Genomic DNA, 26,391 nt, shown 5'->3' on the forward strand with positions numbered 1-26,391 from the left:
CCTCAGGCCGCCTTGGCCCCAAGCCCCGCGATTGTCTCAAGCCACCCCTGCACCTGTCCCGCCTTCGGATGGCTGGCCCCGGCAAAATACGACACTTTCGCCGGCTTGATCCCGACAAAGGCAAGGATTTGCCCGCGGATTTGCCGGATCATCGCGTTGCCATAGCGCAACCGCAGGAACCATCCCGGCGTGTCCGAGGTCACGATCACCCGTGCCGTCCGGCCTTGAAGCATCGGCGCGGGCATCCCGATCTTTGACAGGTTCCGCGTATCGAAGGCCCGCCCCGGCAGGAACGCCCGGTCGAACAAGCCCTTCAGCTTGGCAGGCAAACTGCCCCACCACATCGGCGCCACCATCACCAGATGCTGACACCATTCGATATCCGCCATGACCTGCTCAAGCCCTGGTTCCAAGGGCTTGGAATTCACATAACCCGCCTGCTCGTAATCCATGTCGAAGTCCAGGTCGCTCAGATGCGCCAGCCGCACCTCATGCCCTTTCGCCCTTGCCGCATCGGCATAAGCCTCCGCCAAGGATTGCGAAAGCGTGCCCTGCGCCGGGTGCCCATCAAGTATGAAAATCCGTTTACGTTCCATGAGTCGCTCCATTTATTGACCATGGTCACTTTCAGTACAGGCAAAACTGACCACGGTCAATTATAAATTTGACCCCGGTCAAAATATATGCGATTGCTACCCCATGACGAAAACACAATCCCGCACCCTGAAAACCCGCGCCCGCCTGATCGACGCCGCGCAAGAGATCATCGCCGAGGTCGGATACGAAGGGCTGCGCACGCAGGATGTCGCGGAGCGCGCGGGCGTGGCCAAGGGCACCTTCTTTGCCCATTTCCACGACAAGGACGCGCTGATGGAAATCCTGATCGCGGCCGAACTGAATGCACAGCTCGACAGGATCGAAACCACGCCCGCCCCGGACAGCATCGAAGCGCTGCTCGACATCCTGATGCCGATGCTCGAATTCATGCGCTGCGAACGCTACGTTTTCGACGTGATCCTGCGCCACTCGGGCGCTGCCGCACGCGATACCATCGGGCCCATCGCCCTCACCTTCGCCCGACAGGACGAGGTCTTCGCGCCGCTTCTGGCAAACGCCCCCTTCCGCAAGGACATCTCGCCGGGATTGATGGGCGAAGGCATACAGGCCTTCGTGTTTCAGGCCCTCGCCCTCGATTTTTGCGCCATCAACAATGAAATGCCCCTGCCCGACAGGTTATCGACCTATCTGCACGCCTGGCTTCTGCCCGAAGGCTGAAACCCTTATTCGGCGGCCAGCGACGCGGCCTTGGGGCGACCAACCTCGACCAGCTCCGCGATCACCCCCTCCAGCAACCGCTTGAACGCGCCGAAATTGCCATTCGGGCGGATCAACTGTTCGTTCATGTAAAGCGCGCGGTCGATCTCGATCTGCACGGCATGGCGATTGCGCGAGGGGCGGCCATAATGCTGCGCGATGAAAGCCCCGGCAAAGGGCGTGTTGCGCACCACGGTCAAACCCGCCGCCTGGAAGGCCGCCTCGATCCGGCTGACCACCTCGTCACTGGCCGACGCGCCGAACCTGTCACCCAGGACAACCTCGGGCCGCTTCGCCCCCATCCGCACGACCGACTCCATCGCCTCGTGCGGCATCGAATGACAATCCACCAGAATCGACTGCCCGAACATCAGGTGCGCCTGGTCCAACTGCCCGGCCAGCGCCTCGTGATAGGGGCGCCAATAGGTCTCGATACGCCGCTCCGCCTCGGCGCGCGGCAGCTTGCCACGGTAAATCGCCCGGCCATTGGCCACCACGCGGGGAATCACCCCCAACCCCGAGGCCACACGCGGATTGTGCCGCAGCTTGCCGACCCCTTCGATCAGAGCCGGGTCCAATTCATCGGCGCTGCGGTTCAGATCCACATAGGCGCGCGGCGCCCCGGCCTTCAGCAAAGGCGCCCCCAACCGCGGCGCCGCTTCGAAAAGCTGATCCACAAAGGCATCTTCCGACGACCGCACCTGATGCTGGTCGAGCGCCGTTTTGCGCAGGAAAGACCATGCATAATCCCGCCCGCTGTGGGGCGAGGCAAAGACCACGCTGGTGGTCCGCCGTTCGGGGTGCGTCAGATGAAATGCGGCCTTTGGCATCCGTCCCTCCTGTTGCACTTTATCATAGACTGAAATTGTGTTTCTAAAAGCCCTTGATCCCCCCGCCGACTCCTTTTATAGACCCGGCCTACTGGCGCGGAATTCCGCGCCCCTATTCGTTGGGGCGGTTTCGCAAAGGTATTCATGGGCGATTAGCTCAGTGGTAGAGCACTTCGTTGACATCGAAGGGGTCACTAGTTCGAACCTAGTATCGCCCACCATGAATTCACTGTTTCGCTTTCACGCGGAACGCCCGTAACCCCAGGCGCTGGCCCGCGCCGCGACAAAGTAGGAGAGGACCATGAAGGTCAAGAACTCGCTCCGCTCGCTGAAGAACCGGCACCGTGATTGCCGGGTCGTGCGCCGCAAAGGCCGCGTCTACGTCATCAACAAGACTCAGCGTCGGTTCAAAGCCCGTCAGGGCTGATCCGGACGGATCCGATTTTGAAGGCCTCGCCACCCGGCGGGGCCTTTTCCGTTTGGGCCGGCCTCCCGGCAGGCACGGCACCATGTCCGGCAGGAACGGTCAAGAATTCTTCAGGGGCCGCCTGCCCTAATGGTCGGCTTTGCGGGAGGTAGCGGAGATTGCAGTAGCCGCGCATCGGCGGGCCGCGGTGCGGCGATCCAACGATTGGTTTATGGCACTTTATCTCAGCCAAGTCCGAAAAACCTATGAGCGGAGTGCTTAGCTTTGCCAAATCGCCGTGCCGGGGGGCGGCGTCATGCCGGAGGCATGCTTTCAGCATGACGATGCGCGGCGGCCTTCGGCCTTGATTCCGCGCTGGACCTTCGCGATCGAATGCCCAACAAGGGCTCAAAGCCGCCATCGGCTCTGAAACATCACACGCGGCTCCGGCTCTAGGCATAGCCTCCTGTCTTGTGCCACCGCCATGCATCCTCAATCATCTGGCGCATGGTTGATCGCTTGGTTCGCCAGCCAAGCTCCGTCACCGCCTTTTCCGACCCCGAGACCAGCTTGGTGGCGTCCCCCTCGCGGCGCGGGCCCTCGTCGAACGGCACCTCCAGATTGGTCACGGCGCGGGCGGCGTCCATGACCTCGCGCACCGAAAACCCGTCCCCCGTGCCAAGGTTGTAAACCGCGCTTCCCTTGCCCGCTTCAAGCTGCTTGAGGCCAAGGATATGCGCATCCACCAGATCGCAGACATGCACGTAATCGCGCACACAGGTCCCGTCGGGCGTGTCGTAATCCGTGCCATAGATCGTCAGCTTGTCACGCTGCCCGTCGATTGCCTGCAAAACCACCGGGATCAGGTGGGTTTCGGGCTCATGCGCCTCGCCCACTTCGGCCTCGGGGTCCGCACCCGCCACGTTGAAATAGCGGAAGATCACGCTTTTCAGGTCATGCGCCGCCTCGACATCGCGCAGGATGTCTTCGATGGCCCGCTTTGACGCGCCATAAGCGTTCAAGGGCTCTTGCGGCGTGTCCTCGTCCAGAACCACGTTGTCATGCTCGCCATAGGTGGCGCAGGTCGATGAGAAAACGAAATTCCGGCATCCGGCCGCCACGCTGGCTTCGATCAGGGTCAGCGAGCCGCAGACATTGTTGCGCCAGTACAGCCCCGGCTTCTCCATGGCCTCCCCCACCAGGGACAGGGCCGCGAAATGCATCACCGCGACAGGCTGGTACTTGGCAAAGACCTCATCCAGCCGCGCGCGGTCTTCCAGTTCGCCCTGCTCGAAAGGGCCGAATTTCACCGCGTCGCGCCAGCCCGTCGACAGGTTGTCATAGGTGACCGGCTCATACCCTGCCTGTTTCAAGAACTTGCAGGCATGAGAGCCGATATACCCCGCCCCTCCTGTCACCAGAACTCGCTCCACGACACTCTCCCATGTTTTGGTTGCCCGAGCGGTAGCAATCCGGACCGATGTTAACAAGATACAACTTCACGCCCGCCAGGCCGCCACCCTGCCGCGCAATTCCTAACGTCACCTGACAGCACCGCGCGCCGCGCCGGGATGCCCCCGGACCGGCACCGATTTTCGTACGACTCGTACGGTCTTCGCCCGCCAGCCCCCGAATTTCGTACGAAACTCGCGTACGAAACGTACAACTTGTACGTTTTTCCGGGGGGTGGTCGTGGCAAAATTGGGGTTGCCCTTTCGCCGTGCTTGGGGTCAACCCTTTAAGCGTCATGGAACTCGGTCCTTATATCCTGCTCGCCACCCTCGAAGGCGCCGTCACCGCCGCCGTACTGGCCCTCACCGCCGTTGGCCTGTCCCTGGTCTTCGGCGTGATGCGCGTTGTAAACATAGCCCATGGCGAGTTTTTCATGCTCGGCGCGGTCATCGCATGGTTCACCGCCCAGGCCTTCGGCGGCCACCCCGCCATCGGTTTCGCCGCCGCACTGATCGTCGCGCCGCTGGCCGTCGGGGCCATCGCCGTTCTGGCGGACGTGACCATTTTGAAGCGGATCAACTACGATCCCGAGCGCACGATTGTCGCCACCATCGGTCTTTTGTATATAATTCAACAACTTACGCTTATGATATACGGCCCCGAGGCACGGCCCGTCGAGGCCCCCTTCAATCAGCGTATCGCCCTGCCATGGTTCGAATTCGGTGACTCTGGCCTCGACTTCTATTACCCTTGGGGCCTCTCCACCACCTCCTACAAGCTCGCCGTCATCGCCGCCGCCGTGGTTGTCCTCGTCGGGGTCTGGCTATTGATGACCCGCTCCCGCGCGGGGCTGCTCATGCGCGCCACGCAGGCCGACCGCGACATGGCGCTGGCCTTCGGGATTCCGGTGGAACGTGTCTATGCCCTTGTCTTCGGCTTCGGCGCGGCCCTCGCGGCCTTGGGCGCGGTCCTTGTCGTTCCGATCCAGCAGGCGCATTACCTTATGGGTGCCGATCCCTTGTTGCTGTCTTTCATCGTCGTCATCATCGGCGGCCTTGGGTCATTGCCCGGAACACTGGTGGCCGCCATTCTCATTGGTTTGTCCGACGGGATCATCTCGGTCTTCTTCTCGCCCACGCTCGCCAAGATCCTCGCCACCCTGCTTGTCGGCCTTGTCCTTGTTTTCCGGCCACATGGCCTGTTCGGGACACGCACCGTATGACGGACACCCGCCGCATCTTAGGCCTGCACCTTGGCCTGCTCGTCCTGCTTTTCGCCTTGCAGTTCGTGCTGCCCGCCTACCACCACGGCAACCTTGCGCGGATCATGGTGCTTGCGAGCTATGCCATTGGTTACAATGTTCTTTTTGGCTACACCGGGCTTCTGAGCCTCGGCCACGCCCTGTTCTTTGCCGCCGGGATGTACGGGCTGAGCCTGACCCTCCAGCATACCGGGTTTACAGCGGCCCCTGCCCTTATGGCCGGTCTGATCGCGGGCATCGCGGTCTCGGCAGGTTTGGCCGTCCTCGCCCTGCGCACGACGGGCGTGGCCTTCATGATCGTCACCCTGATGTTCGCACAGGCCGGATACCTGACCATCCTCTATTTCGCGGATTACACCCGCGGCGACGAGGGCTTTGTCATTCAGGCCGCCCAACGCATGCTTTGGGGCATCGACCTCAGCGACCCCACGAACCGCTATTTCGCGGCGTTTGTCCTGTTCGCGATCTGCCTTCTGACCTCGCTGGCGCTCGTGCGCGCGCCTTTCGGGCGTACCCTTGTCGCCATCCGCGAAAACGAGGACCGGGTAACGATGCTGGGCTATAACACCTTCGCCCACAAACTGGGCGCGATGGTGATCTCGGGCACCATATCCGCCGCGGCCGGGGCAACCTATGGCCTGCTGTTCGGCTATGCCGGGGCCAGTTTCGCCAGCGTGCAGTATTCGATATTCCCGCTGCTCTGGGTGCTTCTGGGCGGGGCCGGCACGGTCCTTGGGCCCTTCATCGGCACGCTCTTCATGTTCTACCTGATCGACCTGAGTTCGGGCATCACCACGGCCTACATGCTGATTGCAGGTGTCACGCTTGTCTTGCTGACGGTCTTTGCCCCCCAGGGCCTGATCGGGGAGTTGCGCCACCGGGTCTGGAGGTGGCTGCCATGATCCTTCTGTCGACCCGTGGTCTCTCAAAACACTTCGATGGCCTACAGGCCGTGACCGACGTCGATTTCGACCTGCCCGAAGGCGAGGTGCGCGCCCTGATCGGGCCCAACGGTGCGGGCAAGACCACCTTGGTCAGCATGATCTGCGGGCGTCTGGCGCCGTCCTCGGGCAGCGTGCACTTCGAAGGCCAGGACATCACCCGCCTTCCCGCGCATAAGCGTGTTTGCCTCGGCATCGCCTATACCTTCCAGATCACCTCGGTCTTCCCACGGCTGACAGCGCGCGAGAACGTGGCCCTTGCCGCCCGCCGCCATCTTCCGAAAGCCGAGGTTACCGATGCCGTCGAAAACGCCCTTGATCGTGTCGGCCTGCAAGACCGCATCGACGAAGACGCCGGGAACCTGAGCTATGGACATCAACGGTTACTGGAAACCGCCATGGGCTTTGTCCAGAAGCCACGCCTTCTGATCCTCGATGAGCCCACCCAAGGCCTTGCCGACAGCGAGATCGAGCGGTTCAAATCCCTGATCAACGAGCTGCGCCAAACAACGACCATCCTTTTGATCGAACACAACATGAGCGTCGTGATGGAACTGGCCGACCGCGTTACCGTGCTGAATTTCGGGGAATGTCTTGCCGAGGGTACACCACAGGAGATTCACGAAAACCCCAAGGTCCAGGCGGCCTACCTGGGAACCGGATGATGCTTGAGCTGGATCGCATAAACGCGGGCTACGGTCAGGCACAGGTGTTGCGGGACTTCTCGCTAAGTGTCGCGCCGGGGGAGATCCTGTGCCTTCTGGGGCGCAACGGCGCGGGCAAAACCACCACCATGCAGGCCATCATGGGCCTGTTGCCGCTGATGTCGGGCGCGGTGCGGCTGGACGGTGAAGAGATCAGCCGCCTGCCTGCGCATAAGGTGCCCCAAGCCGGGATCGCCTATATCCCGCAAGGCCGCCGCCTGTTCACCGGGCTGACCGTGGCCCAGAACCTTGAAATCGGGCTACGCACCCGAGGACACGGCAAAGAAACCTTGGAAGAGGTACTGGACCTTTTTCCGCGCCTGCGCGAACGCATGACCCAACGGGCCGAAACCCTTTCGGGTGGCGAACAACAGATGCTTGCCACCGCCCGCGCGCTTTGCCTGAAACCCAAGGCGCTTTTGCTGGATGAGCCGACCGAGGGTCTGCAACCTTCGATGATCGAGGCCATCCGACAGGTCGTGACCAAGATGCGCAGCGCCGGGGTTGCGATCCTTCTGGTCGAACAACGGGTCGATGCGGTGCTTGAAGTGGCCGACCGCGTGGCCTTTATCGAAAACGGTCGTAACGGCACCACCATGGATGCCGAAGACCTGCGGGCCGATCATTCCATCGTCGATCGATACATCGGCGTCTGACCCCTTGCGAATGCGCCTCCATCCGGGGATAACACCGCAAGCGAGGGACAACCGATGAAGAAAAGAGACATGAACCGCGATTGGATCGCCACAGCCCGCACCCTGTCCGAAGCCTTGCCTTACCTGCAACGCTATGACGGGGCTATCGTCGTTATCAAGCTGGGCGGTCACGCCATGGGCAGCGACGAGGCCATGGAAAGCTTCGCGCGCGATGTCGTGTTGATGCGGCAAGTGGGCGTGAACCCGGTGATCGTCCACGGTGGCGGCCCGATGATCAACCAGATGCTCGACAAACTCGACATCCAGTCGGATTTCGTAGGCGGAAAACGCGTCACCGACGAGGCCACGATGGAAGTGGTGGAAATGGTCCTGTCCGGTCGGGTCAACAAGCGCATCGTGCAGGCCATCAACGGCCAGGGCGGCAAGGCGGTGGGCCTGTCGGGCAAAGATGCCAACCTGATGACATGCGATGCCGCCGATCCCGCGCTTGGCCTTGTCGGCACGCCCTCCGAGATGGACCCCAGCCTGCTTCATACCCTCTTCCGCGATGATACGATCCCGGTGATCGCGCCCTTGGGCGCGGGCCGCAACGGGGAAACCTTCAACGTCAACGGCGACACCGCCGCCGGGGCCATCGCCGCGGCCCTCAAGGCGGATCGCCTTTTACTGTTGACGGACATCGACGGGGTGCGAGATGCCAGCGGCGAGGTTGTGACCGAACTCACCGCTGACCAAATCCGCGAGATGACCACCCAAGGTATCATCGCGGGCGGGATGATCCCGAAAACCGAAACCTGCCTTGCGGCGATTGACGGGGGCGTTCGCGCCGCCGTTATCCTCGATGGGCGCGCGCCCAATGCCTGCCTGCTGGAGCTGTTCACAGATCACGGCGCGGGATCGATCATTCGCGACGGTTAACCCCTGTCACAGTCGCGTCAGAGGGAGTGATCCGGCTTGCGCGTCTTGGTGTTTGGCATAAATCTACTCTCATGGAAAACGAAGCCATCATTCGCCTGGGCGTGTTCCTCGGCCTCTTTGCGATCTTTGCCCTGATCGAATCCCTTGTGCCGCGACGCCCCCGCAGCCAACCGCGCAGCCGCCGCTGGATCACCAACTGGGGTATCGTGATTCTCGACACGCTCACCTTGCGCGTGCTGGCGCTTGCCTTGCCGTTGCTGGCCGTTGGCGCGGCCATCGACGCGCAGGTCAATGGCTGGGGCGTGATGCAGGCTGTCGCGGCTCCGCTTTGGATCAAGGTCACGGCGACCGTGCTGATCTTCGATTTCGCGATCTGGGCGCAGCACCTGATCACCCACAAGGTGCCCCTCCTCTGGCGCATTCACCGTGTCCACCATGCGGATCGTGACATGGACGTGACCACGGCCATTCGCTTCCACCCGGTCGAAATCGCGCTGTCCATGCTGCTCAAGATCGGGCTGGTCTACCTTATCGGGCCGCCTGCCATCGGGATCGTCCTGTTCGAGGTCATCCTCAATGGCACCGCCATGTTCAACCACGCCAATATCCGCCTGCCGCTGTGGCTGGATGCCATTGTCCGGCAGGTGCTTGTCACCCCCGATATGCACCGGGTCCACCACTCGATCCACCGGCATGAACACGACAGCAACTATGGGTTTTCCCTGTCGATCTGGGACCGTATGTTCGGCACCTATGTCCCGCAGCCCGAGGCGGGCCATGACGATATGACCGTGGGCCTTGAATGGCAGGATGACCGGCCTTCGAAACTGGGCTGGTCGCTTGGCCTGCCGTTTCGGCGCAAATGAATCTGGAGCAGATAGAAAAGGCCCTGGCGCCACACCATCTCACGGTATTCGGCGGGGTGGGTAAGGACCTGCCCGAAGGGATCGGCACCCTGGTCCTGCTCGGCCCGAGGCCCCCCGGGTTCTGGCCGCATTTCACGACCTCCGCGGAGTACACGGATGACCAGCCCGACCCGCTTGACCGCTGGTCGAAGCGGGTGATCACCAAACTGGCCCAAGACTTGGGCGCAGAGGCGTTCTTTCCCTTCGACGGCCCCCCATGGCAACCCTTCGTGCAATGGGCCATCGACAGCGGGCGCGCGCATGTCTCACCCGTGGGCCTGCTGATCCATGACGAGGCCGGGCTGATGATCTCCTATCGCGGCGCACTTGGATTTACGCAGAACATCGCGCTGCCCGAACCACCACCGTCCCCCTGCGATGCCTGCACTGACCGGCCCTGCCTGTCAGCCTGTCCCGTCGATGCCCTGACACCTCATGGCTATGATGTCGCCGCCTGCAAAACCGATCTCGACCGCGCGGGCAATGATTGTCTGGCGCGCGGATGCGCCGTGCGCCGCGCTTGCCCCGTCAGCCAATCCCATGGCAGAACCGAAGGGCAATCCGCCTTTCATATGAGGGCCTTCAAATGACCCGCCGCCTGATCCTGATGCGTCACGCGAAATCAAGCTGGGGCGATCCCATGCTGTCCGATCATGCACGCCCCCTGAACGGCCGTGGCCGCCGTTCGGCCACGGCCTTGGGTAATTGGTTGCGGCACGAAGGGTATCTGCCGGACGAGGTGTTGTGCTCTTCCTCGGTGCGCACACGCGAAACCCTGGACCGTTTGAACATCGACGCCCCGGCACAGTTCCTCGATAATCTCTATCACGCCAGCCCCCACAGCATGTTCAAGGCACTGACACAGGCCAAGGGGCAGAACGTTCTGATGTTGGGCCACAATCCCGGCATCGCGGGCTTTGCCGAAATCATCCTTGCACGACCACCCGACCACCCGCGCTTTCACGATTATCCGACCTGCGCGACCTTGGTGGCCGGGTTTGACATTGAAGACTGGTCCGACATGACAAAGGCCAGCGGAACACCACTGGCCTTTGTCATCCCACGGGAATTGACAGACTAGCGCCGGGTCACTCCCAATAGACTTTGGTCAAATCCGTCGCCTGTGTCGGCGCATCCTCCCATAGCCCATGCAGCCGCGCATTGGCCACGGTCGGCGTCGCGAGTTGGAACAGGTAACCGTTCACGTAATCCTCGGCGATCATGGTCTGCATCTGCTCCAACAGCTCCGAGCGTTCCTCGGGATCGGCCTCTGCCGCCAGCGTTTCATTCAATGTCTGAAACGCCGGACTGTCGTATTGGAAATAGTAATCGGGACGCGCATAGATGCCGATGTCGAACGGCTCGGTGTGGCTAACGATGGTCAGGCCGTAATCCTTGCCCTTGAACACCTGTTCCAACCACTGGGCCCATTCCAGATTGGTGATCTCGGTCTCGATGCCCACAGCACGCAACTGTGCCGCGATGATCTCACCGCCCCGCCGTGCATAGGACGGTGGCGGCAATTTCAGGGTTGTGGTGAATCCATCCTCGTAGCCCGCCTCGGTCAGCAATTGCCGCGACAGCTCTGGGTTGTAGTCCGACAGGTGAGTCAGGTCCACATAATCGGGATTGTGCGGTGCAAAATGCGTGCCGATCGGCGTACCAAGCCCGAACATCGCCCCGTCGATGATCGCCTTGCGATCAATCGCATGGGCAATCGCGCGGCGCACTTTCGGATTATCCAGCGGCGGCAGTTTATTGTTCGTGCTCAGAATCGTTTCCCCCTCGGTCGATCCGATGAGAACCTGAAACCTTGGATCGGCCTCGAACTGTGGCAGGTTTTCCGGGGCCGGGAATCCGGGAAAGGCATCCACATCCTCGGCCATGACCGAGGCGAACGCCGCCGTCGGATCACTGATGAACTTGAAGGTCGCCTGATCCAGCTTGGCCGCCTCACCCCAGTACCCGGGATTCTTCGTCAGGGTGATCCGATCCCCCTGCACCCAACTGTCAAAGGCGAAGGCCCCGGTGCCCACCGGCTTTTGCTTGATGCCTTCAACGCTTTCCGGCGCCACGATCACCGCATCGCCCCAGGCCATGTTGAACAGGAAATTCCCATCCGGCGCCTTGAGGGTCACGCGCACCGTCAGGTCATCCACGACCTCGACGTTTTCGATTCCCTCGAACAGGGCCTTCTGCGCGTTCTGGCTGTCTTCGGCGCGCGCGCGGTCGAGGCTGAACTTCACGTCGTCCGCCGTGAAATCCGTGCCATCGTGAAACGTCACATCCGGTTGCAGGTAGAAGGTGTATTGCAGCCCGTCTTCGGAAATCTCCCACCGTTCTGCAAGACCCGCCTTTACCGATCCATCGGATGCAAACCGTGTCAAACCCTCGAAGACATTGGCGTATAGCACCTGATCGATGGCTCCCGCCGCGGCACTTGTCGGGTCCAGATGCGGCGGCTCCAAATTCAGCCCGACAACAATATCGCTCTGGGCATAGGCGGATGCCGCCCCCAATGTCGCCGCACAGGTCAGTGCGGCCAAAGTCAAGCGTTTCATCCCTCGTCTCCTTCTTTGCACGCCGTTTAGGCGCTCTGCGAACAAGTCTCGGATGATTTCGCAGCGTAATCAAGTCACGCCGCGACAATAGAATTATGGCTTTCGCGCCCCGGACTTGATATTCAGCGCCGCAACGCAGCAACCCCCGGTGACCAAAATGAGTGCAACCGCCCGCAAAACCGCCCCCCTTCCCGATGACATCCGGGCGATGAAAGGGGGAACGCCCATCGTAAGCCTGACGGCCTATACCACCCCCATGGCCCGGATGATGGACGGGGTTTGCGACTTTGCCTTGGTCGGCGATTCCGTTGGTATGGTCCTGCATGGTATGCCTTCCACATTAGGCGTCACCATGGACATGATGGTCATGCACGGCCAAGCCGTGGCGCGTGGCCTGACCAAGACCATGCTGGTGATCGACATGCCCTTCGGCTCATACGAGGAAAGCCCCGAACAGGCCTTTCGCAATGCCGCCCGCCTGATGCGCGAAACCGGGGCCGCGGCCGTGAAACTGGAAGGCGGGATGCATATGGCCGAGACTATCGCCTTCCTCGTGGCGCGTGGTGTTCCCGTGATGGCCCATATCGGCCTGACGCCGCAATCCATCAACACGCTTGGCGGGTACAAGGTGCAGGGCCGCGATGATGAGGCGCAGGCCCTCAAGGCCGACGCCCGGGCCGTGGCCGAGGCCGGCGCCTTCAGCGTCGTGTTGGAAAAGGTACCCGCGAAACTGGCCGATGAGATCACAGCCGAAATCGCCATTCCCACCATCGGCATCGGCGCCTCCGCCGGATGCGACGGGCAAATCCTTGTGGTCGACGATATGCTGGGCCTCTTCACCGCCTTCAAACCCAAGTTCGTCAAACGCTACGGCACTCTGGGTGAAGATGGCGAGGCCGCGATCCGCGCCTATGCCGACGAGGTCCGCACCCGCAGCTTCCCGGCCCCCGAGCACACCTTCGCAGACAAGGCCCCCGGCAAATGACCCCGCCCATCATCCGCACACTGGCCGAGTTGCGCGCCGAAACCATCCAATGGTTGCGCGCAGGCGAAAAAATCGGTGTTGTTCCCACCATGGGCGCTTTGCACGATGGGCACCTCTCGTTGGTGCAGGCCGCCAAGGAGCGATGCGACCGGGTGATTGTCACGATCTTCGTGAACCCCAAGCAGTTCAACAACCCCGCCGACCTTGAAAACTACCCCCGCACCGAAAAGGACGACGCCCGAAAACTGGCGCGTTTCAACGTCGATGCGGTCTATGTTCCCGATGGCGATCAAATGTATCCCGAGCGCTTCGCCACGACGGTCTCGGTCGACGGGTTGACCGATGTGATGGAGGGCACCCACCGTCCCGGCCATTTCGATGGCGTGGCCACCGTGGTCAGCAAACTGTTCCTGCAAACCATGGCCAGCGACGCCTTCTTTGGCGAAAAGGATTTTCAGCAGCTTCTTGTCGTCCGCCGCATGGCCCGCGATCTGGACATCCCGATCACCGTGCACGGCTGCCCCACCATCCGCGAAATCGACGGTCTGGCGATGTCCTCGCGCAACCTGCTTCTGTCGGACCGCGCGCGCGTCACCGCCCCGCGCCTGTTCGAGGAAATGGAAGGTTTGGCCGAAGGTGTCGCCAAAGGTGAGGCGTTCGGCCCGCTTCAATCCGCCGCCATCAAACGCCTGGAAACCGCGGGCTTCACCAAGGTCGAATACCTTGAGATGCGCGCGCAGGATGATCTTTCATATCTTGAAAAACCAACCCGCCCGGCGCGCCTCTTTGCTGCCGCGCATCTGGCGGGCGTCCGCCTGATCGACAATATCGCCATCGGCGACTGACGCTTACCGCCCGTGACTGAGGTCATACCCATTCACGGGCGGGCTTTGCCAATCGCCAAGTGCACCCTCTTGTGGCGCGAACACCTCCACCAACAACGGATAACAAGCCGCCGTATCGCTGGAATGTTCCGCCGAACAATCCCCGCCCGGGCAGGCACTCAGCGCGCCCAAAACATTGACTTCGGCAAAGAATTCAAGGTAATCGCCGGGCCGCACGGGGCTGGCCTTCATGAAATACTGCCCCGTGTCGCGGGTAAATCCGGTGCACATGAAAACGTTGAGCACATCATGCACATGCGGCTCGGCCTCTTGCAGGCTCACCCCCAGTTCATCCGCCAAGGCCCGCGTCAGGTTGGAATGACAACAATGATGATACTGCGACCCTGACAATAGGTTGCCGGTATAAGGGTCGCACCGCGTGCCGATCACGTCATGCACCGACCCGCCATATTGATCCATCCCGTACCAGCCCAGAGTATCCTCGGTGATCGTGGCCATGGGGCGCAAATACGGGAAAGAGGACCACATCCGCTCCCCTGTCGTCAGGTGCGTACCATGCAAGGCCCGCGACTTGCCGGAATAGAACCGCTCGTTGAGGTCATTGGCATTCCACAGGTTCAAATCCCCCACCTGCGGACCATCGACGCTGGAAATTCGGAAGAACTGCCCTGTCTTGGCGTGGAAACAGGCCGCATCGCGCGGCGGCACCAGAACCTCGCTCACCTTCTCGGCCCCTGCGCGCGCTTGCGCATAAAGCGCCAGGTTCGGCACCGGAAGCGTTTCATTGGGGTAACAGATCACCGGCTTGATCGCGCGGCGCGCGTCGGCATCCTTGGGCTGGGACATGGATCACCTCATTGGCGGGGGCGTTGATGTGCCAGACAATCCAAAGGCGGTTTTCCGTTGGATGTAAAGGCCTCGGCCCCACAGGCCATACAGCGATACTTGCGCTGCCCGTCGCGATCCCCACGCCGGTCCTCGCGCCAGCGACAGGCCCGCGTGCGCCGGTTGGAGAAAATCAGGATCAGGATGAAAGCCAGAATCAGGCCGGCGACAACAATCAAATTCTGCCTCCCTAAATGATCCCTGCCTAGCACAGCATCCGCGCAATGCCACCTACACCCGATGTCGCGAACAGAACAGAATGTTACAAAGCCTCCATGCTTGTGTCATTGCATGACAATCGTACCACCCCTTCACCGCCCCACGCTCGGCCCCATCGACATCGTCATGGGCCTTTCCGTCGCCTTGCTATGGGGAATGGGGCTGGTCTTTGCCAAGGCGGCCATCGCGCATTTCCCGCCGATCCTTCTGATGGCGCTGCGTTTTACCGTCACCGCCATGGCGCTCGTGTGGTTCGTCAAGCCGCCCTTGGCCCACCTGCGCAGTCTATTCCTGATTGCGTTTATTTCGGCAGCACTACAATACAGCCTGACCTATACCGGCCTGAAAGGCCTCGATGCCGGCGTCGCCGCGCTGATAGTCCAACTCGAAGTCCCCTTTCTCACCCTTCTGGGGGCCCTCGCCCTCAAGGAAAGCCCGTGCTGGCGCAAGTGGGCGGGCATCGCACTGGCCTTCTTCGGCGTCTACCAGATTTCCGGCGAGCCCAGCATCGCGGCGGCCTCAACCTCTGTCCTGCTTGTCATCGCGGGCGCGGCCACTTGGGCCGTGGGTCAGGCGATGATCCGCAATCTCAATGATATCGACGGTCTCACCGTCACCGCATGGGTCGCCATCATGGCCGCGCCGCAACTTTTCGTCATGTCCGCACTCGTGGAAACCGATCACATTGCCGCCATCCAAAGCGCCGATTGGATCGTTTGGGGCGCCGTCTTGTACCTTGGACTGGTGATGACGGCCCTTGGCTATGGCCTCTGGTATACGCTCGTCCGGCGCAACCCGGTCAGCCAAGTTGCCCCATTCCTGTTGCTCCTGCCGGTCTTCACCGTGATCGGCGGCGCGATTTTCCTTGGCGAAAGCCTCAGTGTTCAGGTCATGATCGGCGGGGTCATCGTTTTGGCCGGTGTGGGCCTGATCCTGTTCGAACGCAGGGAAAAGACCCACACGGAAATAGATCAGGCGTCGTAATAGGCGAACATCTGATCCAGAACGCTCAATTCCGGCGCGGTCGGCACATTTGCGGGCTCAGGCGTGTAATACACTTCGTACCAATCTGCCACTTGGGCGGCAGGTTGGGCTTGGGGTTGCGGCTTTTCTGCGGGAAGGGCCATCAGCGTGCTCCATCGTTACTGTGCTCCTACACCTAATATGCCGCAGCGCAGCGTAGAACAGACAGTTCTGCAGAATCGGTATGCGTGACGCGCAAGTTCCCTTAGGTAAAGAAAAAAGCCCCGGCTCCATGACCGAGGCTTTCAAAAATGGCAGTCTCAAAACCGATCAGACAGCGCGATCCAGCATCATCTTCTTGATTTCGGCAATCGCCTTCGCGGGGTTCAATCCCTTTGGACAGGTCTTGGTGCAGTTCATGATCGTGTGACAGCGATAGAGCTTGAACGGATCTTCCAGATCATCCAAGCGCTCGCCCGTGGCCTCGTCCCGGCTATCGATGATCCAGCGATAGGCATGCAACAAGGCCGCCGGCCCAAGGTATTTGTCACCGTTCCACCAATAGCTGGGACAGGCGGTCGAGCAGCTGGCGCACATCACGCATTCATAAAGACCATCCAGTTTTTCACGGTCCTCGATGGATTGCTTCCATTCTTTCGCCGGGCGGTTCGTCTTGGTTTCCAGCCAAGGCATGATGCTGGCGTGTTGCGCGTAGAAATGCGTCAGGTCGGGGATCAGGTCTTTTACAACTGGCATATGCGGCAGCGGGTAAATCTTCACGTCGCCCTTGATCTCGTCCATGCCATAGATACAGGCCAGCGTGTTGATCCCGTCGATATTCATCGCACATGACCCACAGATACCCTCACGACACGAGCGCCGGAACGTCAGCGTCGGGTCGATCTTGTTCTTTATGTAAATCAGCGCATCTAGAACCATCGGCCCGCAATCGTCCATATCGACGAAATAGGTGTCGACGCTGGGGTTCTTCCCGTCATCGGGCGTCCAGCGGTAAATCTGGAACTTCCGCACGTTGGTCGCGCCCTCGGGCTTGGGCCATGTCTTGCCCGACGTCATGCGCGAGTTCTTGGGGAGTGTGAGTTGAACCATCTTTCTACTCCTTTCAGCCGCCCAATAGGGTCAGGCTATTGTCGGCTATACAGTTCACGGCCTCGGGGCGGGCGGCAATCTCCACCACCTGCTCAACCGTGGATTGGGTCACGCCGGTCACGCTGGCACCAGCAATCTCGATAATTTCTCCGGCCGAGGCCGCATCGATGATGCAGTCGGTCACAGGGCGGGCATCCACCCCGGGAAAACGCTCTTCGACCACGCCATTGACCACCGTCTTGGCCCGGTCGCGCGCCACGGCATCGGCAACACCATTGGCCGTTGCACAGCCGCTCAGGATCGCGGCGGCACAGATCAGGCTGGCTATTTTGATCGTTACGGTCATGTCTTTTTACCCTTCGCTCACACTCGCTACCAAATCACCCTGGATCAGGCGTGCGGCATCCTCTGGGAAATGCGCCTCAACCTGCGCCATCAAATCCATCTCACGCGCGGCAATACTCAGGAAGGCGCGGAAATCAGCGTCCTGCGCCATCTGCCGCCAGCGTTCGCTGGTTTGCAACTCCTCAGGCGCGGCGGCATCTTTCTGAAAAGACGACCCGCCGCCATAACTTTGCACTTCGCCGACCGCGTTGTCGCGCACTGGCAAACCAAGCTGCCCAAGCACACCCTCACGATAGGCACCATCCACAAACCACCGATCATAACAAATCGGCACCATGCCGTTATTCGGCGCAGTCCCCACAAGCTCCAGCATCCGGGCATAACGATCCGCCGTGTTCAGCATGATCGCCACCCGCCGCATCGGGCCATAACCCGGATTGCTTTGCAGCTTCTTGATCAGAGACGCCGACCAGTTCAGGAAACTGCGGTAAATCAGGATGTCAAAGTCAAACAGGTCCGCGTTGAAAGCACCGGACACCTGCCGCTTCTTTCCGAAATCCGCGGGCGACAGATCCTCATAAGACACCAGCAAAAGCGCCCCATCGCCAATGCGCGTGGTCTCGCCGGGCAGGTTGCCCCGCGCGCGGCGCACGGCCTGCTTTTCGCCATCCACTTCGATCGAGGCGAAACTGTCCAAGGGCGAGGCCCCCGGCTTGCAATTGTTCAGGAACACCGCGTGATCGCCGGGTGCATTGCGCATGATCCAGTCGGCAATCGCATGATTGCCCGACCGGCGCATCCCGAAGGCCCTGAGCGCCACCCCCGGCACGATGCCAAGTTGCGCCCATTCGGGCGCATCCTGCATATCGTGCAACGGGGCTGTCATCTCTGGCCCCGCGCCGGTTGCGTCACGCTCAATGCCCACATGCTCCAACACCTGATCAGAACGTCCGTTCCTTGGGCGCGATCGTCTTGAGGCTGATGCCGCCCTCTTTCTCGTTGGTCAGCGGGTCCTCGATGATCGGGCGATAGCTGAGGTTGGTCTTATTCCCTTCAACCCGCGCAATCGTATGCACGCGCCAGTTTTCGTCGTCCCGCTTGCTGAAGTCCTCATGCGCATGCGCCCCACGCGATTCCTTACGCGCCTCGGCCCCGGTGATCGTGGCCAGTGCGTTCGGCATCAGGTTGGTCAGCTCCAGTGTTTCCATCAGGTCGCTGTTCCACACAAGGCTGCGGTCAGTGACCTTGAGGTCATCCAGCTTGGCCGCGATCTTGCCCATCTTCTCAACGCCCTCGGCAAGGGTTTTCGAGGTCCGGAACACCGCCGCGTCCTCTTGCATGGTCCGCTGCATCTCGTCGCGCAACTCGGCGGTGGCAACCGCGCCATCCGCATTGCGCAACCCGTCGAAACGATCCAAGGCCTTGTCCACCTGACCCGTGTTCGTCGCAGGCACAGCACTATCGCGATCCACGACCTTGCCCGCACGAATTGCAGCGGCACGGCCAAAGACCACAAGGTCAATAAGCGAGTTCGAGCCAAGGCGGTTCGCCCCATGCACGCTGGCACAACCCGCCTCGCCTACGGCCATCAGGCCCGGTACGACAGCGGTCGGATCGTCCTTGGTGGGGTTCAACACCTCGCCCCAGTAGTTCGTCGGAATACCACCCATGTTGTAATGCACGGTCGGCAGAACCGGGATCGGCTCTTTCGTCACGTCCACCCCGGCGAAAATCTTGGCCGACTCGGAAATACCCGGCAGCCGCAGGTTCAGTGCCTCGGGCGGAAGGTGCGACAGGTTCAGGTGGATATGGTCGCCATTGGCGCCCACGCCGCGGCCCTCGCGGATTTCCATGGTCATCGACCGGCTGACATAGTCGCGCGGCGCAAGGTCTTTATAGTTGGGCGCATAGCGCTCCATGAACCGTTCACCTTCACTGTTGGTCAGGTAACCACCTTCCCCGCGCGCGCCCTCGGTGATGAGGCAGCCGGAGCCATAGATGCCGGTCGGGTGGAACTGCACGAACTCCATATCCTGAAGCGGCAGGCCCGCACGGGCCACCATCCCGCCGCCGTCGCCGGTGCAGGTATGCGCCGAGGTGGCGCTGAAATAGGCCCGGCCATAACCGCCGGTCGCCAGAACAACCATCTTGGCGTTGAACACATGGATCGTGCCATCGTCCAGCTTCCAGCAGACAACGCCGGTACAGGCGCCATCGTCGCTCATGATCAGATCGATGGCGAAATATTCGATGTAGAATTCGGCCTTCTGCTTCAGGCTCTGACCATAGAGCGTGTGCAAAATCGCGTGGCCGGTCCGGTCGGCGGCGGCACAGGTCCGCTGCACGGGCGGGCCTTCGCCGAACTCCGTGGTGTGACCACCGAAGGGCCGCTGGTAAATCTTGCCTTCCTCGGTCCGGCTGAACGGCACGCCATAGTGCTCCAGCTCGTAAACCGCCTTGGGCGCTTCGCGGGCCAGATACTCCATCGCATCCGTATCACCCAGCCAGTCAGACCCCTTCACCGTGTCATACATATGCCACTGCCAGCTATCGGGCCCCATGTTGCCAAGGCTGGCCGCGATGCCGCCTTGTGCTGCCACGGTGTGGCTTCGTGTCGGGAAAACCTTGGTCACACAGGCGGTGCGCAGGCCTTGCTCGGCCATGCCCAATGTCGCCCGCAGGCCCGCGCCACCGGCGCCGACCACAACCACGTCGTATTCATGTGTCTCGTATTCGTAAGCAGCCATTGCTTGAAAACTCCGCGTCTTAAAGGGCGATCTTGGCGATTGCGAACAGGCCCGTGGCCATCGCGCCATAGCTCAGGCAGGTCATCAGGATGATCCAGATTTTCTGCGCCGCACCGTGAACATAGTCCTCGATCAGAACCTGAACACCGTCGTTGAAATGCTTGAAGCCCACGACGATGGTCAGCGCTGCGACAATCGCCGGGAAGGGCCGCGCGTAATAGGCCATGACCTCTTCATAGGACGACCCCAGCACACAGCCGAAGGTGAACACGAAAAGCGGGATCAGGATCAGCAGGGCAACCGAAGACACTTTCATCGCCCAGAAATGATGCACACCGGATTTGGCAGACCCAAGGCCAACTGCGCGCTTTCGATCAGTCAGATAACGCATGTCCCGGCCCTCCTTATACGACCAACGCGGTGATGATGGTCAGGACAACTGACCCGATGATCACGCCCCAGCCAAGTTTCTCGGCGGTCTCGATCTCAAGCATCTTGGCGTTGTCCCAGATCAGGTGCCTCACACCGGCCAGCGTGTGATACCAAAGCCCCCAAAGCGACAGGAACATGATCAGATCGCCAAACCAGCTTGTGATGAAGCCATCCGCGATTGCGAAATATTCCGCGCTTGTGGCAGCCGCCAGAAACCACCAGACAATGAGCAGCGCCGCGACCAGCAAGGCGTTGCCTGTGATCCGCGTCAGGATCGAGGTGATCGAGGTCAGTTGTGGGCGGTAAACTTGAAGATGTGGCGATAGCGGCCTGTCGCCGCGATTCACGTCAGCCATGGATCGGTCCCTTCGTTCTGTGCGCGGGGCAGAACGTCCCGCACCGGGTCTATCCCGTGTTTGGCCTTTTTTAGCGCGCCTGTCACGTCTGCACAGCCCAAAATCCCGCTGAATGCGACCATTTCGCATGAAATTGGCGTTTTCGTGATCACAAAAATAATGGCGTGATCACAAAGAATTTCCCACAGAATCAGTCAGCCATTCCACTACAGAAACATTCGAGAGCTTTGATATGAAACAGGCCCGCGCTTGCGCCGGGCCTGTGATCACAATTCGCAATGGAACGCGGGTCACATCGGCATCAAGGCCCAGTAATCCAGATCAAGCATCACATGCGGCAGGTATTTGCCATCTTCCCCCTTGAGGGTGAACGGCTCCCCGCCTTTGGTCGCCACGAGGCGCAAGCGCAGCGCGCCAACTCCGGGCGCGCCTGTTTCGGCCTTGTCCAAAACCTCGGTCCAGGCCCTGATCGTATCGCCACTGTAGCAGGGGTTCGCATGTGCCCCGCCATTCAGGCCCACGATCATCTGCGCATTGGCCAGGCCATTGAACGACAGCGCCCGCGCCATGGAAATCACGTGCCCGCCATAGATCAATCGGTTGCCATCCTCGCGCAGCGTGGCGTCGAAATGCACCTTGGCGGTGTTCTGCCACAGGCGCGTGGCCATCATGTGTTCGGCCTCTTCCACGGTCACGCCATCCACGTGGTCGATGGTCTCACCCACCTCGTAATCGCCCCAGCGATGCGGCTCCCCTGCCAGCGTGAAGTCGTAGCCGGTGAAATCCAGACCCTCGGGCACCACCAGATCGCTCACATCCAGCACGGGCTTCAAATCGGGAATGATCGCCTCGGGTGCCGCGCTTCCGGCCTCCCGCTTGCGCACCATGACCCAGCGGACGTAATCCATCACGGTCTCACCGCGCTGGTTTTCGCCCTTCGTGCGCACCCAGACGACACCGGATTTGCCGTTGGAATTCTGCTTGAGGCCAATCACCTCCGACGAGGACCGCAGAGTATCGCCCGGATAGACCGGCCTTAGCCACCGGCCCTCGGCATAGCCCAAATTCGCCAAAGCGTTGAGCGAAATATCAGGCACCGTCTTGCCAAAGACCACGTGAAAGGCCGCCAAATCGTCGAGCGGGCTGGCGGGCAAGCCACAGGACTGTGCGAAAGCATCCGAGGAATACAGCGCATGCCGCGCCGGATACAGCGCATGATAAAGCGCCCGCTCACCCCCCGAAACGGTGCGCGGCACCGCGTGGTCGATGGTTTCGCCAACGGTGTAATCTTCGAAAAACCGGCCCGGGTTTGTCTTGGCCATGGTCACTGTTCTCCAAGTTTCATGTCGGGGGAATAGGTGCCCTCCACCTCTTTCACCACCGCCTGCCCACAGCGCATGACGCCATTGGCATGATCATAGGCATAGGTCGGATCGCCATGCAGCGCCCACCCCTTGTTCAGGGCCTCGGTCACCTTGTGACAAAAGCCCGACGTGTCGTCAGCGCTCAGAAAACGATAAAGTTTCATCACATCACCCGAAAACCGGATAGCCCAGCGCATAGTGGATGCCGGAAATCACCCCGAACACCACAAGCGAGGCGACAATCGCGATCACTTCCTTGCGCTTCGGCGCAGGCGCGGGCGGCGTCCACTCCGGCTCGGCGCTGTTGATCAGCTTCACCTCGACCAGCGACCAGATCAGCAAGCCACCGAACAATACGAATGACGGCACATCGCCGTTCACCAGCAGGTGCGCCACGGCCCATGCCCGCACACCGCCAAGCATCGGGTGGCGCATCTTGCGGGCCAATGCGGTTTTCATGCCCGACGCGGCAAACATATAGACCGATACCAGCATCAGCAGATTGTTGATCCCCACCGTGGCCGGGTGGCGGCCCCAGAAAAACGCACCGTCCGCCGCACGATAGCCCACCACCATCAGCACGACACCGGCCAGGATGACCAAGGCGGCCACCCCCTTACCCGCGTTGCCCATGCCTGCGCGCATGCCCGGTGCAACGCGTTTGAAAATGTGGCCTGCCGTCCAAAGGACCAGACCGAGAATCAGATATGTCATGCCGTGTTACTCCGCTGCCAGTTCCTGAATTGCGGCCGCCTTGGCCAGCGTCCGCTGCGCGGCGACAACATGCAGGTTTTCCACGATCTGTCCATCGACAACGGCCACCCCCTGCCCCGAAGCATGACATTCCTCGAAGGCCGCGATCTGGCGCTCGGCCAAGTCAATCTCGGATTGCGTCGGTGCAAAGGCGGTGTTGGTCACGTCGATCTGCGCCGGGTGGATCAGGGTCTTGCCGTCAAAGCCAAGGTCACGGCCCTGCTCACACTCGGCCTTCAACCCTTCACCATCGCGGAATCGGTTATACACCCCGTCAATCGCCACAACGCCCCGCGCCGCCCGCGCCGCCATGACGATCATCTGAAGCGAGGTCATCAGCGGCAGGCGATCCGCACGCGTGCGGCAGCCAAGATCCTTGGTCAGGTCGTTGGTCCCGGCGACAAGCCCAGTCACCTGCGCATGGGCGGCGATCTCGCGCGCGTTGAACACGCTCACCGGCGTTTCCATCATCACCCAGATCGGCATCTGCGGCCCCAGCAAGTCGGCCAGGGCATCCACATCCGTCGGCGTGTTTACCTTGGGCAGCAGGAAAACATCGGCGCCTGCGTCCTTCAAAACGCGCACATCCTCGTTGCCCCATTCGGTGGTCAGGGCATTGATCCGCACGACCTTGGCCCGCTTGCCGAACCCGCCAGCCTTCAGTGCCTTGGCCAATGTCTCACGCGCCTCGGCCTTGGCGTCGGGGGCCACCGCATCCTCCAGGTCAAAGATGATCGCGTCGGTCGAAAGGGTCTGCGCCTTCTCCAAAGCGCGCTCTTTCGAGCCGGGAATGTAAAGGACCGAACGATAGGGATGCGTGGTCAAATCCATGGGTGAACTCCTCGCCTGCGGCTTTGTCGGCAATAATCTTGCGCAGGAATGGCATTTTTCAACGGATTAATTCAAGCACTTTCTCGCCGCAGCGCAGCAACCGCATGACTACAGGCCCCGCGAACGCTCCGTTAACCATAACGAAGTAACCTGCTCACAGGCTCTTTGGCACCTGCAACCAGAAAGGGTCAAACGATGAAAGTCGCTATTTATACTGCATTCGCTGTGTTGATGAGCGTCCCTACCATGTCCGCCACGGCACAACCCCGCAACTGCGGCCCGCGCGATGTGGTCGTCGAACGTCTTGCTGAACGTTTCGGCGAAACCCGGCAATCCATGGGGCTTGGCGCCGATAACGCAATGGTGGAAGTCTTTGCATCGCCAACCTCAGGCACATGGACGATCACCGTCACCTCCGCCCATGGCATCACCTGCCTTGTCGCCAGCGGCCACGCCTACGAGGCTCTGGCCGAAGCCCTGCCCGCCACCGGCCGTGATGCCTGACCTAGCTCAGCCCGTCCCAGATCAATTTCGCGCCTGTCACCGTCAAGAGCACATAGGTAATCGCGAAAAACAGCGCCTCGGGCACAACGCGATGCGCCTTAACGCCCAACCACGCGCCCAATAGCGCAAAGGGTGCCAACAACACATCCATCACCACGGTTTGCATCGTGAAGATTCCTAGGAAGGCATAAGGAATGAACTTCACCACGTTTACCAACCAGAACAACAAGACCGTGGTCGCCTGAAAGGCCGTTTTGTCCAACCGTCGCGACAACAGGTAAACCGCCGCCGGTGGCCCGCCTGCATGGCTGACGAAACTGGTAAACCCGGCCACCAGCCCGGCAAGGCCGCCACCCCAGACCGGCATCGCGCGCTCCCTCGCCCGGATCATTCCGGCCCGGCTCAGGGCCTGCCACCCGACGAAACCCAATGAAATCGCCCCAATCAACAGCCGGAAAACATCCGGCTCCGCGGCCCGGTACAATAACGCCCCCAGCACCACGCCCGGCACCGCACCCATCAGCAACAACCGCGCATCGGGCCAGCTCCAGCGTTTCCAATAGGGTCTGAGCGTCGCCACGTCGATCAGCATCAACAGCGGCAGCATCAGGCCAAGCGCCACCCCCGGCTCCATGACAAGCGCAAGAATCGACGCGCCGGCAAAGGCCGCGCCCGAGCCGAAACCGCCCTTCGATACCCCGGCAAAAACCACCGCGGGCACCGCCACGGCATAGAGCGTCCAATCAATCGCGCCGGCCCCGATCACTGCCTAACCCCCTGTTTCCACGTCACGTTAGCGCGCAAACCAGCCTCACAACAGCCCCCTGTGAAGGCCATGCCGCGGCGCGGCACCCTTGCACGCGCCGCCATTCGGGGATACCCAAGCGCGAAATCTATCAACGGACCGGAGACAGATCCAATGGCCAGACCCAAGATTGCCCTTATCGGTGCAGGACAAATCGGTGGCACCCTTGCCCACCTCGCAGCGATCAAGGAACTGGGCGACGTCGTCCTTTTCGACATCGCCGAAGGCACCCCCGAAGGCAAAGCGCTCGACATCGCTGAATCCGGCCCCTCCGAAGGGTTCGACGCCAACCTCAAAGGCACTCAGGATTACGCCGACATTGCTGGCGCCGACGTCTGCATCGTCACCGCCGGTGTCCCACGCAAACCGGGCATGAGCCGCGATGACCTGCTGGGCATCAACCTCAAGGTCATGAAATCCGTGGGTGAAGGCATCCGCGACAACGCGCCGAACGCCTTTGTCATCTGCATCACCAACCCGCTCGATGCGATGGTCTGGGCGCTGCAAAAATTCTCGGGCCTGCCCGCCAACAAGGTCTGCGGCATGGCCGGTGTTCTGGACAGCGCCCGCTTCCGCCACTTCCTTGCCGATGAATTCAACGTGTCGATGAAAGATGTCTCCGCCTTCGTTCTGGGCGGCCACGGCGACACCATGGTCCCCTCCGTGCGGTATTCCACCGTTGCCGGTATCCCCCTCCCCGACCTGATCGAGATGGGCTGGACCACGCAGGAAAAACTCGACGCCATCGTGCAACGCACCCGCGACGGCGGCGCCGAAATCGTCGGCCTGCTGAAAACCGGCTCGGCCTTCTACGCGCCTGCCACCAGCGCCATCGAAATGGCCGAAGCCTACCTCAAGGACCAAAAGCGCGTCCTGCCCTGCGCCGCTTACTGTGACGGTGACCTCGGCGTGAAAGGCATGTACGTCGGTGTGCCCACCGTGATCGGTGCAGGCGGGATCGAGCGGATCGTCAACATCAAGCTCAACAAGGAAGAGCAAGAGATGTTCGACACTTCGGTGAATGCCGTGAAGGGCCTCGTGGACGCTTGCAAAGGCATCGACAGCTCGCTGGCCTGATATTCGCCACCGTGAAAAACACGCGGGGCCGGGGGAATTCCCGGCCCCGATTCTTTTTAAATATGCAATTTTCGTGATTTTTTGCATTTGTGATCACAGCATTTAATCGTGTGATCACAAACAGGGGAAATTCGCCCCGAATCCCCGATTTCCACAAAAAACGCTTTAAGCACGCGTCAATCCTGTGGGTATAACTGTTCCGAATGTAGCAAAACGGGACAG

General features: G+C 61.0%; 34 protein-coding genes and 1 tRNA gene. 16 read left to right on the forward strand and 19 right to left on the reverse strand.

Features of this window, described 5'->3' with window-relative positions:
* Positions 1-2: 2 nt before the first annotated feature.
* The gene (locus FDP25_RS06850; RefSeq protein ID WP_154150182.1) at positions 3-596 is read right to left on the reverse strand and encodes an NAD(P)H-dependent oxidoreductase; all 594 of its coding nucleotides are present in this window, start codon (positions 594-596) and stop codon (positions 3-5) included.
* 103 nt (positions 597-699) lie between these two features.
* On the opposite strand from FDP25_RS06850, the gene FDP25_RS06855 reads away from it, so the two are divergent.
* A complete protein-coding gene (locus FDP25_RS06855) occupies positions 700-1,275 on the forward strand; it encodes a TetR/AcrR family transcriptional regulator (protein ID WP_154150184.1) in 576 nt (191 codons plus the stop codon).
* A 5-nt stretch (positions 1,276-1,280) separates the two neighbouring features.
* Here FDP25_RS06855 and FDP25_RS06860 read toward each other — a convergent pair whose 3' ends face one another.
* Positions 1,281-2,144, reverse strand: a complete 864-nt coding sequence (locus FDP25_RS06860; RefSeq protein ID WP_154150186.1) for an N-formylglutamate amidohydrolase — start codon at positions 2,142-2,144, stop codon at positions 1,281-1,283.
* Positions 2,145-2,290: 146 nt separating this feature from the next.
* Here FDP25_RS06860 and FDP25_RS06865 point away from each other — a divergent pair.
* Together FDP25_RS06865 and ykgO are read left to right on the forward strand one after the other, a co-directional pair.
* Positions 2,291-2,365: transfer RNA gene (locus FDP25_RS06865), tRNA-Val, on the forward strand.
* 80 nt (positions 2,366-2,445) lie between these two features.
* Positions 2,446-2,571, forward strand: coding sequence for a type B 50S ribosomal protein L36 (gene ykgO / locus FDP25_RS06870; RefSeq protein WP_008562923.1), 126 nt, complete (start codon positions 2,446-2,448; stop codon positions 2,569-2,571).
* Between the two features lie 431 nt (positions 2,572-3,002).
* Here the strand turns inward: ykgO and galE are convergent, their stop codons facing one another.
* Positions 3,003-3,983: a UDP-glucose 4-epimerase GalE gene (galE, locus tag FDP25_RS06875; RefSeq protein ID WP_343031979.1), complete on the reverse strand. Its 981-nt coding sequence runs from the start codon at positions 3,981-3,983 to the stop codon at positions 3,003-3,005.
* Between the two features lie 314 nt (positions 3,984-4,297).
* On the opposite strand from galE, the gene FDP25_RS06880 reads away from it, so the two are divergent.
* The 8 genes from FDP25_RS06880 to FDP25_RS06915 all read left to right on the forward strand — a co-directional run bounded on the left by FDP25_RS06880 (position 4,298) and on the right by FDP25_RS06915 (position 10,468).
* Positions 4,298-5,224, forward strand: coding sequence for a branched-chain amino acid ABC transporter permease (locus FDP25_RS06880; protein WP_154150190.1), 927 nt, complete (start codon positions 4,298-4,300; stop codon positions 5,222-5,224).
* Positions 5,221-6,165: a branched-chain amino acid ABC transporter permease gene (locus tag FDP25_RS06885; protein WP_154150192.1), complete on the forward strand. Its 945-nt coding sequence runs from the start codon at positions 5,221-5,223 to the stop codon at positions 6,163-6,165. The genes FDP25_RS06880 and FDP25_RS06885 overlap by 4 nt, the downstream gene beginning before the upstream one ends.
* Positions 6,162-6,869, forward strand: coding sequence for an ABC transporter ATP-binding protein (locus FDP25_RS06890; protein WP_154150194.1), 708 nt, complete (start codon positions 6,162-6,164; stop codon positions 6,867-6,869). The genes FDP25_RS06885 and FDP25_RS06890 overlap by 4 nt, the downstream gene beginning before the upstream one ends.
* Entirely contained in the window at positions 6,869-7,564 is a 696-nt protein-coding gene (locus tag FDP25_RS06895; protein WP_154150196.1) for an ABC transporter ATP-binding protein, read from the forward strand. The genes FDP25_RS06890 and FDP25_RS06895 overlap by 1 nt, the downstream gene beginning before the upstream one ends.
* Before the next feature lie 54 nt (positions 7,565-7,618).
* A complete protein-coding gene (argB, locus tag FDP25_RS06900; protein WP_154150198.1) occupies positions 7,619-8,482 on the forward strand; it encodes an acetylglutamate kinase in 864 nt (287 codons plus the stop codon).
* A 71-nt stretch (positions 8,483-8,553) separates the two neighbouring features.
* Positions 8,554-9,348, forward strand: coding sequence for a sterol desaturase family protein (locus tag FDP25_RS06905; RefSeq protein WP_154150200.1), 795 nt, complete (start codon positions 8,554-8,556; stop codon positions 9,346-9,348).
* Positions 9,345-9,977, forward strand: coding sequence for a ferredoxin (locus FDP25_RS06910; RefSeq protein WP_154150202.1), 633 nt, complete (start codon positions 9,345-9,347; stop codon positions 9,975-9,977). Before FDP25_RS06905 ends, FDP25_RS06910 begins: the two co-directional genes overlap by 4 nt.
* On the forward strand, positions 9,974-10,468 hold the full coding sequence (locus tag FDP25_RS06915; protein WP_154150204.1) for a SixA phosphatase family protein: 495 nt from the start codon (positions 9,974-9,976) through the stop codon (positions 10,466-10,468). Before FDP25_RS06910 ends, FDP25_RS06915 begins: the two co-directional genes overlap by 4 nt.
* Before the next feature lie 7 nt (positions 10,469-10,475).
* Here FDP25_RS06915 and FDP25_RS06920 read toward each other — a convergent pair whose 3' ends face one another.
* Positions 10,476-11,948: an ABC transporter substrate-binding protein gene (locus FDP25_RS06920; RefSeq protein ID WP_154150206.1), complete on the reverse strand. Its 1,473-nt coding sequence runs from the start codon at positions 11,946-11,948 to the stop codon at positions 10,476-10,478.
* 157 nt (positions 11,949-12,105) lie between these two features.
* Between FDP25_RS06920 and panB the strand changes: the two genes are divergently transcribed.
* Together panB and panC are read left to right on the forward strand one after the other, a co-directional pair.
* A complete protein-coding gene (panB, locus tag FDP25_RS06925; protein WP_154150208.1) occupies positions 12,106-12,933 on the forward strand; it encodes a 3-methyl-2-oxobutanoate hydroxymethyltransferase in 828 nt (275 codons plus the stop codon).
* A complete protein-coding gene (panC, locus tag FDP25_RS06930; RefSeq protein ID WP_154150210.1) occupies positions 12,930-13,778 on the forward strand; it encodes a pantoate--beta-alanine ligase in 849 nt (282 codons plus the stop codon). The genes panB and panC overlap by 4 nt, the downstream gene beginning before the upstream one ends.
* Before the next feature lie 3 nt (positions 13,779-13,781).
* On the opposite strand, the gene FDP25_RS06935 is transcribed toward panC, so the two are convergent.
* Together FDP25_RS06935 and FDP25_RS06940 are read right to left on the reverse strand one after the other, a co-directional pair.
* Positions 13,782-14,624 (reverse strand): urea carboxylase-associated family protein, encoded by an 843-nt coding sequence (locus FDP25_RS06935; protein ID WP_154150212.1) that lies wholly within the window; start codon positions 14,622-14,624, stop codon positions 13,782-13,784.
* A gap of 8 nt (positions 14,625-14,632) precedes the next feature.
* Positions 14,633-14,842, reverse strand: coding sequence for a hypothetical protein (locus FDP25_RS06940; protein WP_154150214.1), 210 nt, complete (start codon positions 14,840-14,842; stop codon positions 14,633-14,635).
* A gap of 112 nt (positions 14,843-14,954) precedes the next feature.
* Between FDP25_RS06940 and FDP25_RS06945 the strand changes: the two genes are divergently transcribed.
* Entirely contained in the window at positions 14,955-15,866 is a 912-nt protein-coding gene (locus tag FDP25_RS06945) for a DMT family transporter (protein WP_154150215.1), read from the forward strand.
* Here FDP25_RS06945 and FDP25_RS06950 read toward each other — a convergent pair.
* The 12 genes from FDP25_RS06950 to FDP25_RS07000 form a co-directional block, all read right to left on the reverse strand.
* Positions 15,854-16,009: a hypothetical protein gene (locus FDP25_RS06950; RefSeq protein WP_154150217.1), complete on the reverse strand. Its 156-nt coding sequence runs from the start codon at positions 16,007-16,009 to the stop codon at positions 15,854-15,856. The two genes, FDP25_RS06945 and FDP25_RS06950, sit on opposite strands and share 13 nt — an antisense overlap.
* A 166-nt stretch (positions 16,010-16,175) precedes the next feature.
* Positions 16,176-16,955: a succinate dehydrogenase iron-sulfur subunit gene (locus FDP25_RS06955; RefSeq protein ID WP_154150220.1), complete on the reverse strand. Its 780-nt coding sequence runs from the start codon at positions 16,953-16,955 to the stop codon at positions 16,176-16,178.
* Positions 16,956-16,968: 13 nt separating this feature from the next.
* A complete protein-coding gene (locus tag FDP25_RS06960) occupies positions 16,969-17,301 on the reverse strand; it encodes a succinate dehydrogenase (protein WP_154150222.1) in 333 nt (110 codons plus the stop codon).
* A gap of 6 nt (positions 17,302-17,307) precedes the next feature.
* The gene (locus FDP25_RS06965) at positions 17,308-18,186 is read right to left on the reverse strand and encodes a hypothetical protein (protein ID WP_154150224.1); all 879 of its coding nucleotides are present in this window, start codon (positions 18,184-18,186) and stop codon (positions 17,308-17,310) included.
* Between the two features lie 55 nt (positions 18,187-18,241).
* The gene (gene sdhA, locus FDP25_RS06970) at positions 18,242-20,047 is read right to left on the reverse strand and encodes a succinate dehydrogenase flavoprotein subunit (protein ID WP_154150226.1); all 1,806 of its coding nucleotides are present in this window, start codon (positions 20,045-20,047) and stop codon (positions 18,242-18,244) included.
* 19 nt (positions 20,048-20,066) lie between these two features.
* Positions 20,067-20,438, reverse strand: a complete 372-nt coding sequence (sdhD, locus tag FDP25_RS06975; protein ID WP_154150228.1) for a succinate dehydrogenase, hydrophobic membrane anchor protein — start codon at positions 20,436-20,438, stop codon at positions 20,067-20,069.
* A gap of 13 nt (positions 20,439-20,451) precedes the next feature.
* Positions 20,452-20,835, reverse strand: a complete 384-nt coding sequence (gene sdhC / locus FDP25_RS06980) for a succinate dehydrogenase, cytochrome b556 subunit (protein WP_154150230.1) — start codon at positions 20,833-20,835, stop codon at positions 20,452-20,454.
* Entirely contained in the window at positions 20,823-20,957 is a 135-nt protein-coding gene (locus tag FDP25_RS17310) for a hypothetical protein (RefSeq protein WP_281350457.1), read from the reverse strand. The genes sdhC and FDP25_RS17310 overlap by 13 nt, the downstream gene beginning before the upstream one ends.
* Positions 20,958-21,125: 168 nt before the next feature.
* Complete coding sequence (locus tag FDP25_RS06985) at positions 21,126-22,157, reverse strand: MaoC family dehydratase (protein ID WP_154150232.1); 1,032 nt, start codon at positions 22,155-22,157, stop codon at positions 21,126-21,128.
* A gap of 2 nt (positions 22,158-22,159) precedes the next feature.
* Positions 22,160-22,363 carry a DUF1737 domain-containing protein gene (locus tag FDP25_RS06990; RefSeq protein ID WP_154150233.1) on the reverse strand — a complete coding sequence of 68 codons (204 nt, stop codon included), beginning with the start codon at positions 22,361-22,363 and terminating at the stop codon, positions 22,160-22,162.
* Positions 22,364-22,367: 4 nt separating this feature from the next.
* Entirely contained in the window at positions 22,368-22,913 is a 546-nt protein-coding gene (locus FDP25_RS06995) for an NnrU family protein (protein ID WP_154150235.1), read from the reverse strand.
* 6 nt (positions 22,914-22,919) lie between these two features.
* Complete coding sequence (locus FDP25_RS07000; protein WP_154150237.1) at positions 22,920-23,783, reverse strand: HpcH/HpaI aldolase/citrate lyase family protein; 864 nt, start codon at positions 23,781-23,783, stop codon at positions 22,920-22,922.
* A gap of 231 nt (positions 23,784-24,014) precedes the next feature.
* Between FDP25_RS07000 and FDP25_RS07005 the strand changes: the two genes are divergently transcribed.
* Positions 24,015-24,287: a hypothetical protein gene (locus tag FDP25_RS07005; protein ID WP_246175786.1), complete on the forward strand. Its 273-nt coding sequence runs from the start codon at positions 24,015-24,017 to the stop codon at positions 24,285-24,287.
* Position 24,288: 1 nt separating this feature from the next.
* On the opposite strand, the gene FDP25_RS07010 is transcribed toward FDP25_RS07005, so the two are convergent.
* Positions 24,289-25,053 (reverse strand): sulfite exporter TauE/SafE family protein, encoded by a 765-nt coding sequence (locus tag FDP25_RS07010; RefSeq protein WP_425500504.1) that lies wholly within the window; start codon positions 25,051-25,053, stop codon positions 24,289-24,291.
* Between the two features lie 153 nt (positions 25,054-25,206).
* Here FDP25_RS07010 and mdh point away from each other — a divergent pair, with 153 nt between their 5' ends.
* The gene (mdh, locus tag FDP25_RS07015; protein WP_154150241.1) at positions 25,207-26,169 is read left to right on the forward strand and encodes a malate dehydrogenase; all 963 of its coding nucleotides are present in this window, start codon (positions 25,207-25,209) and stop codon (positions 26,167-26,169) included.
* The last annotated feature ends 222 nt before the right edge of the window (positions 26,170-26,391 follow it).

The sequence above is a fragment of the Roseovarius bejariae genome (assembly GCF_009669325.1).
In the GTDB taxonomy this organism is placed as follows: Bacteria; Pseudomonadota; Alphaproteobacteria; order Rhodobacterales; family Rhodobacteraceae; genus Roseovarius; species Roseovarius bejariae.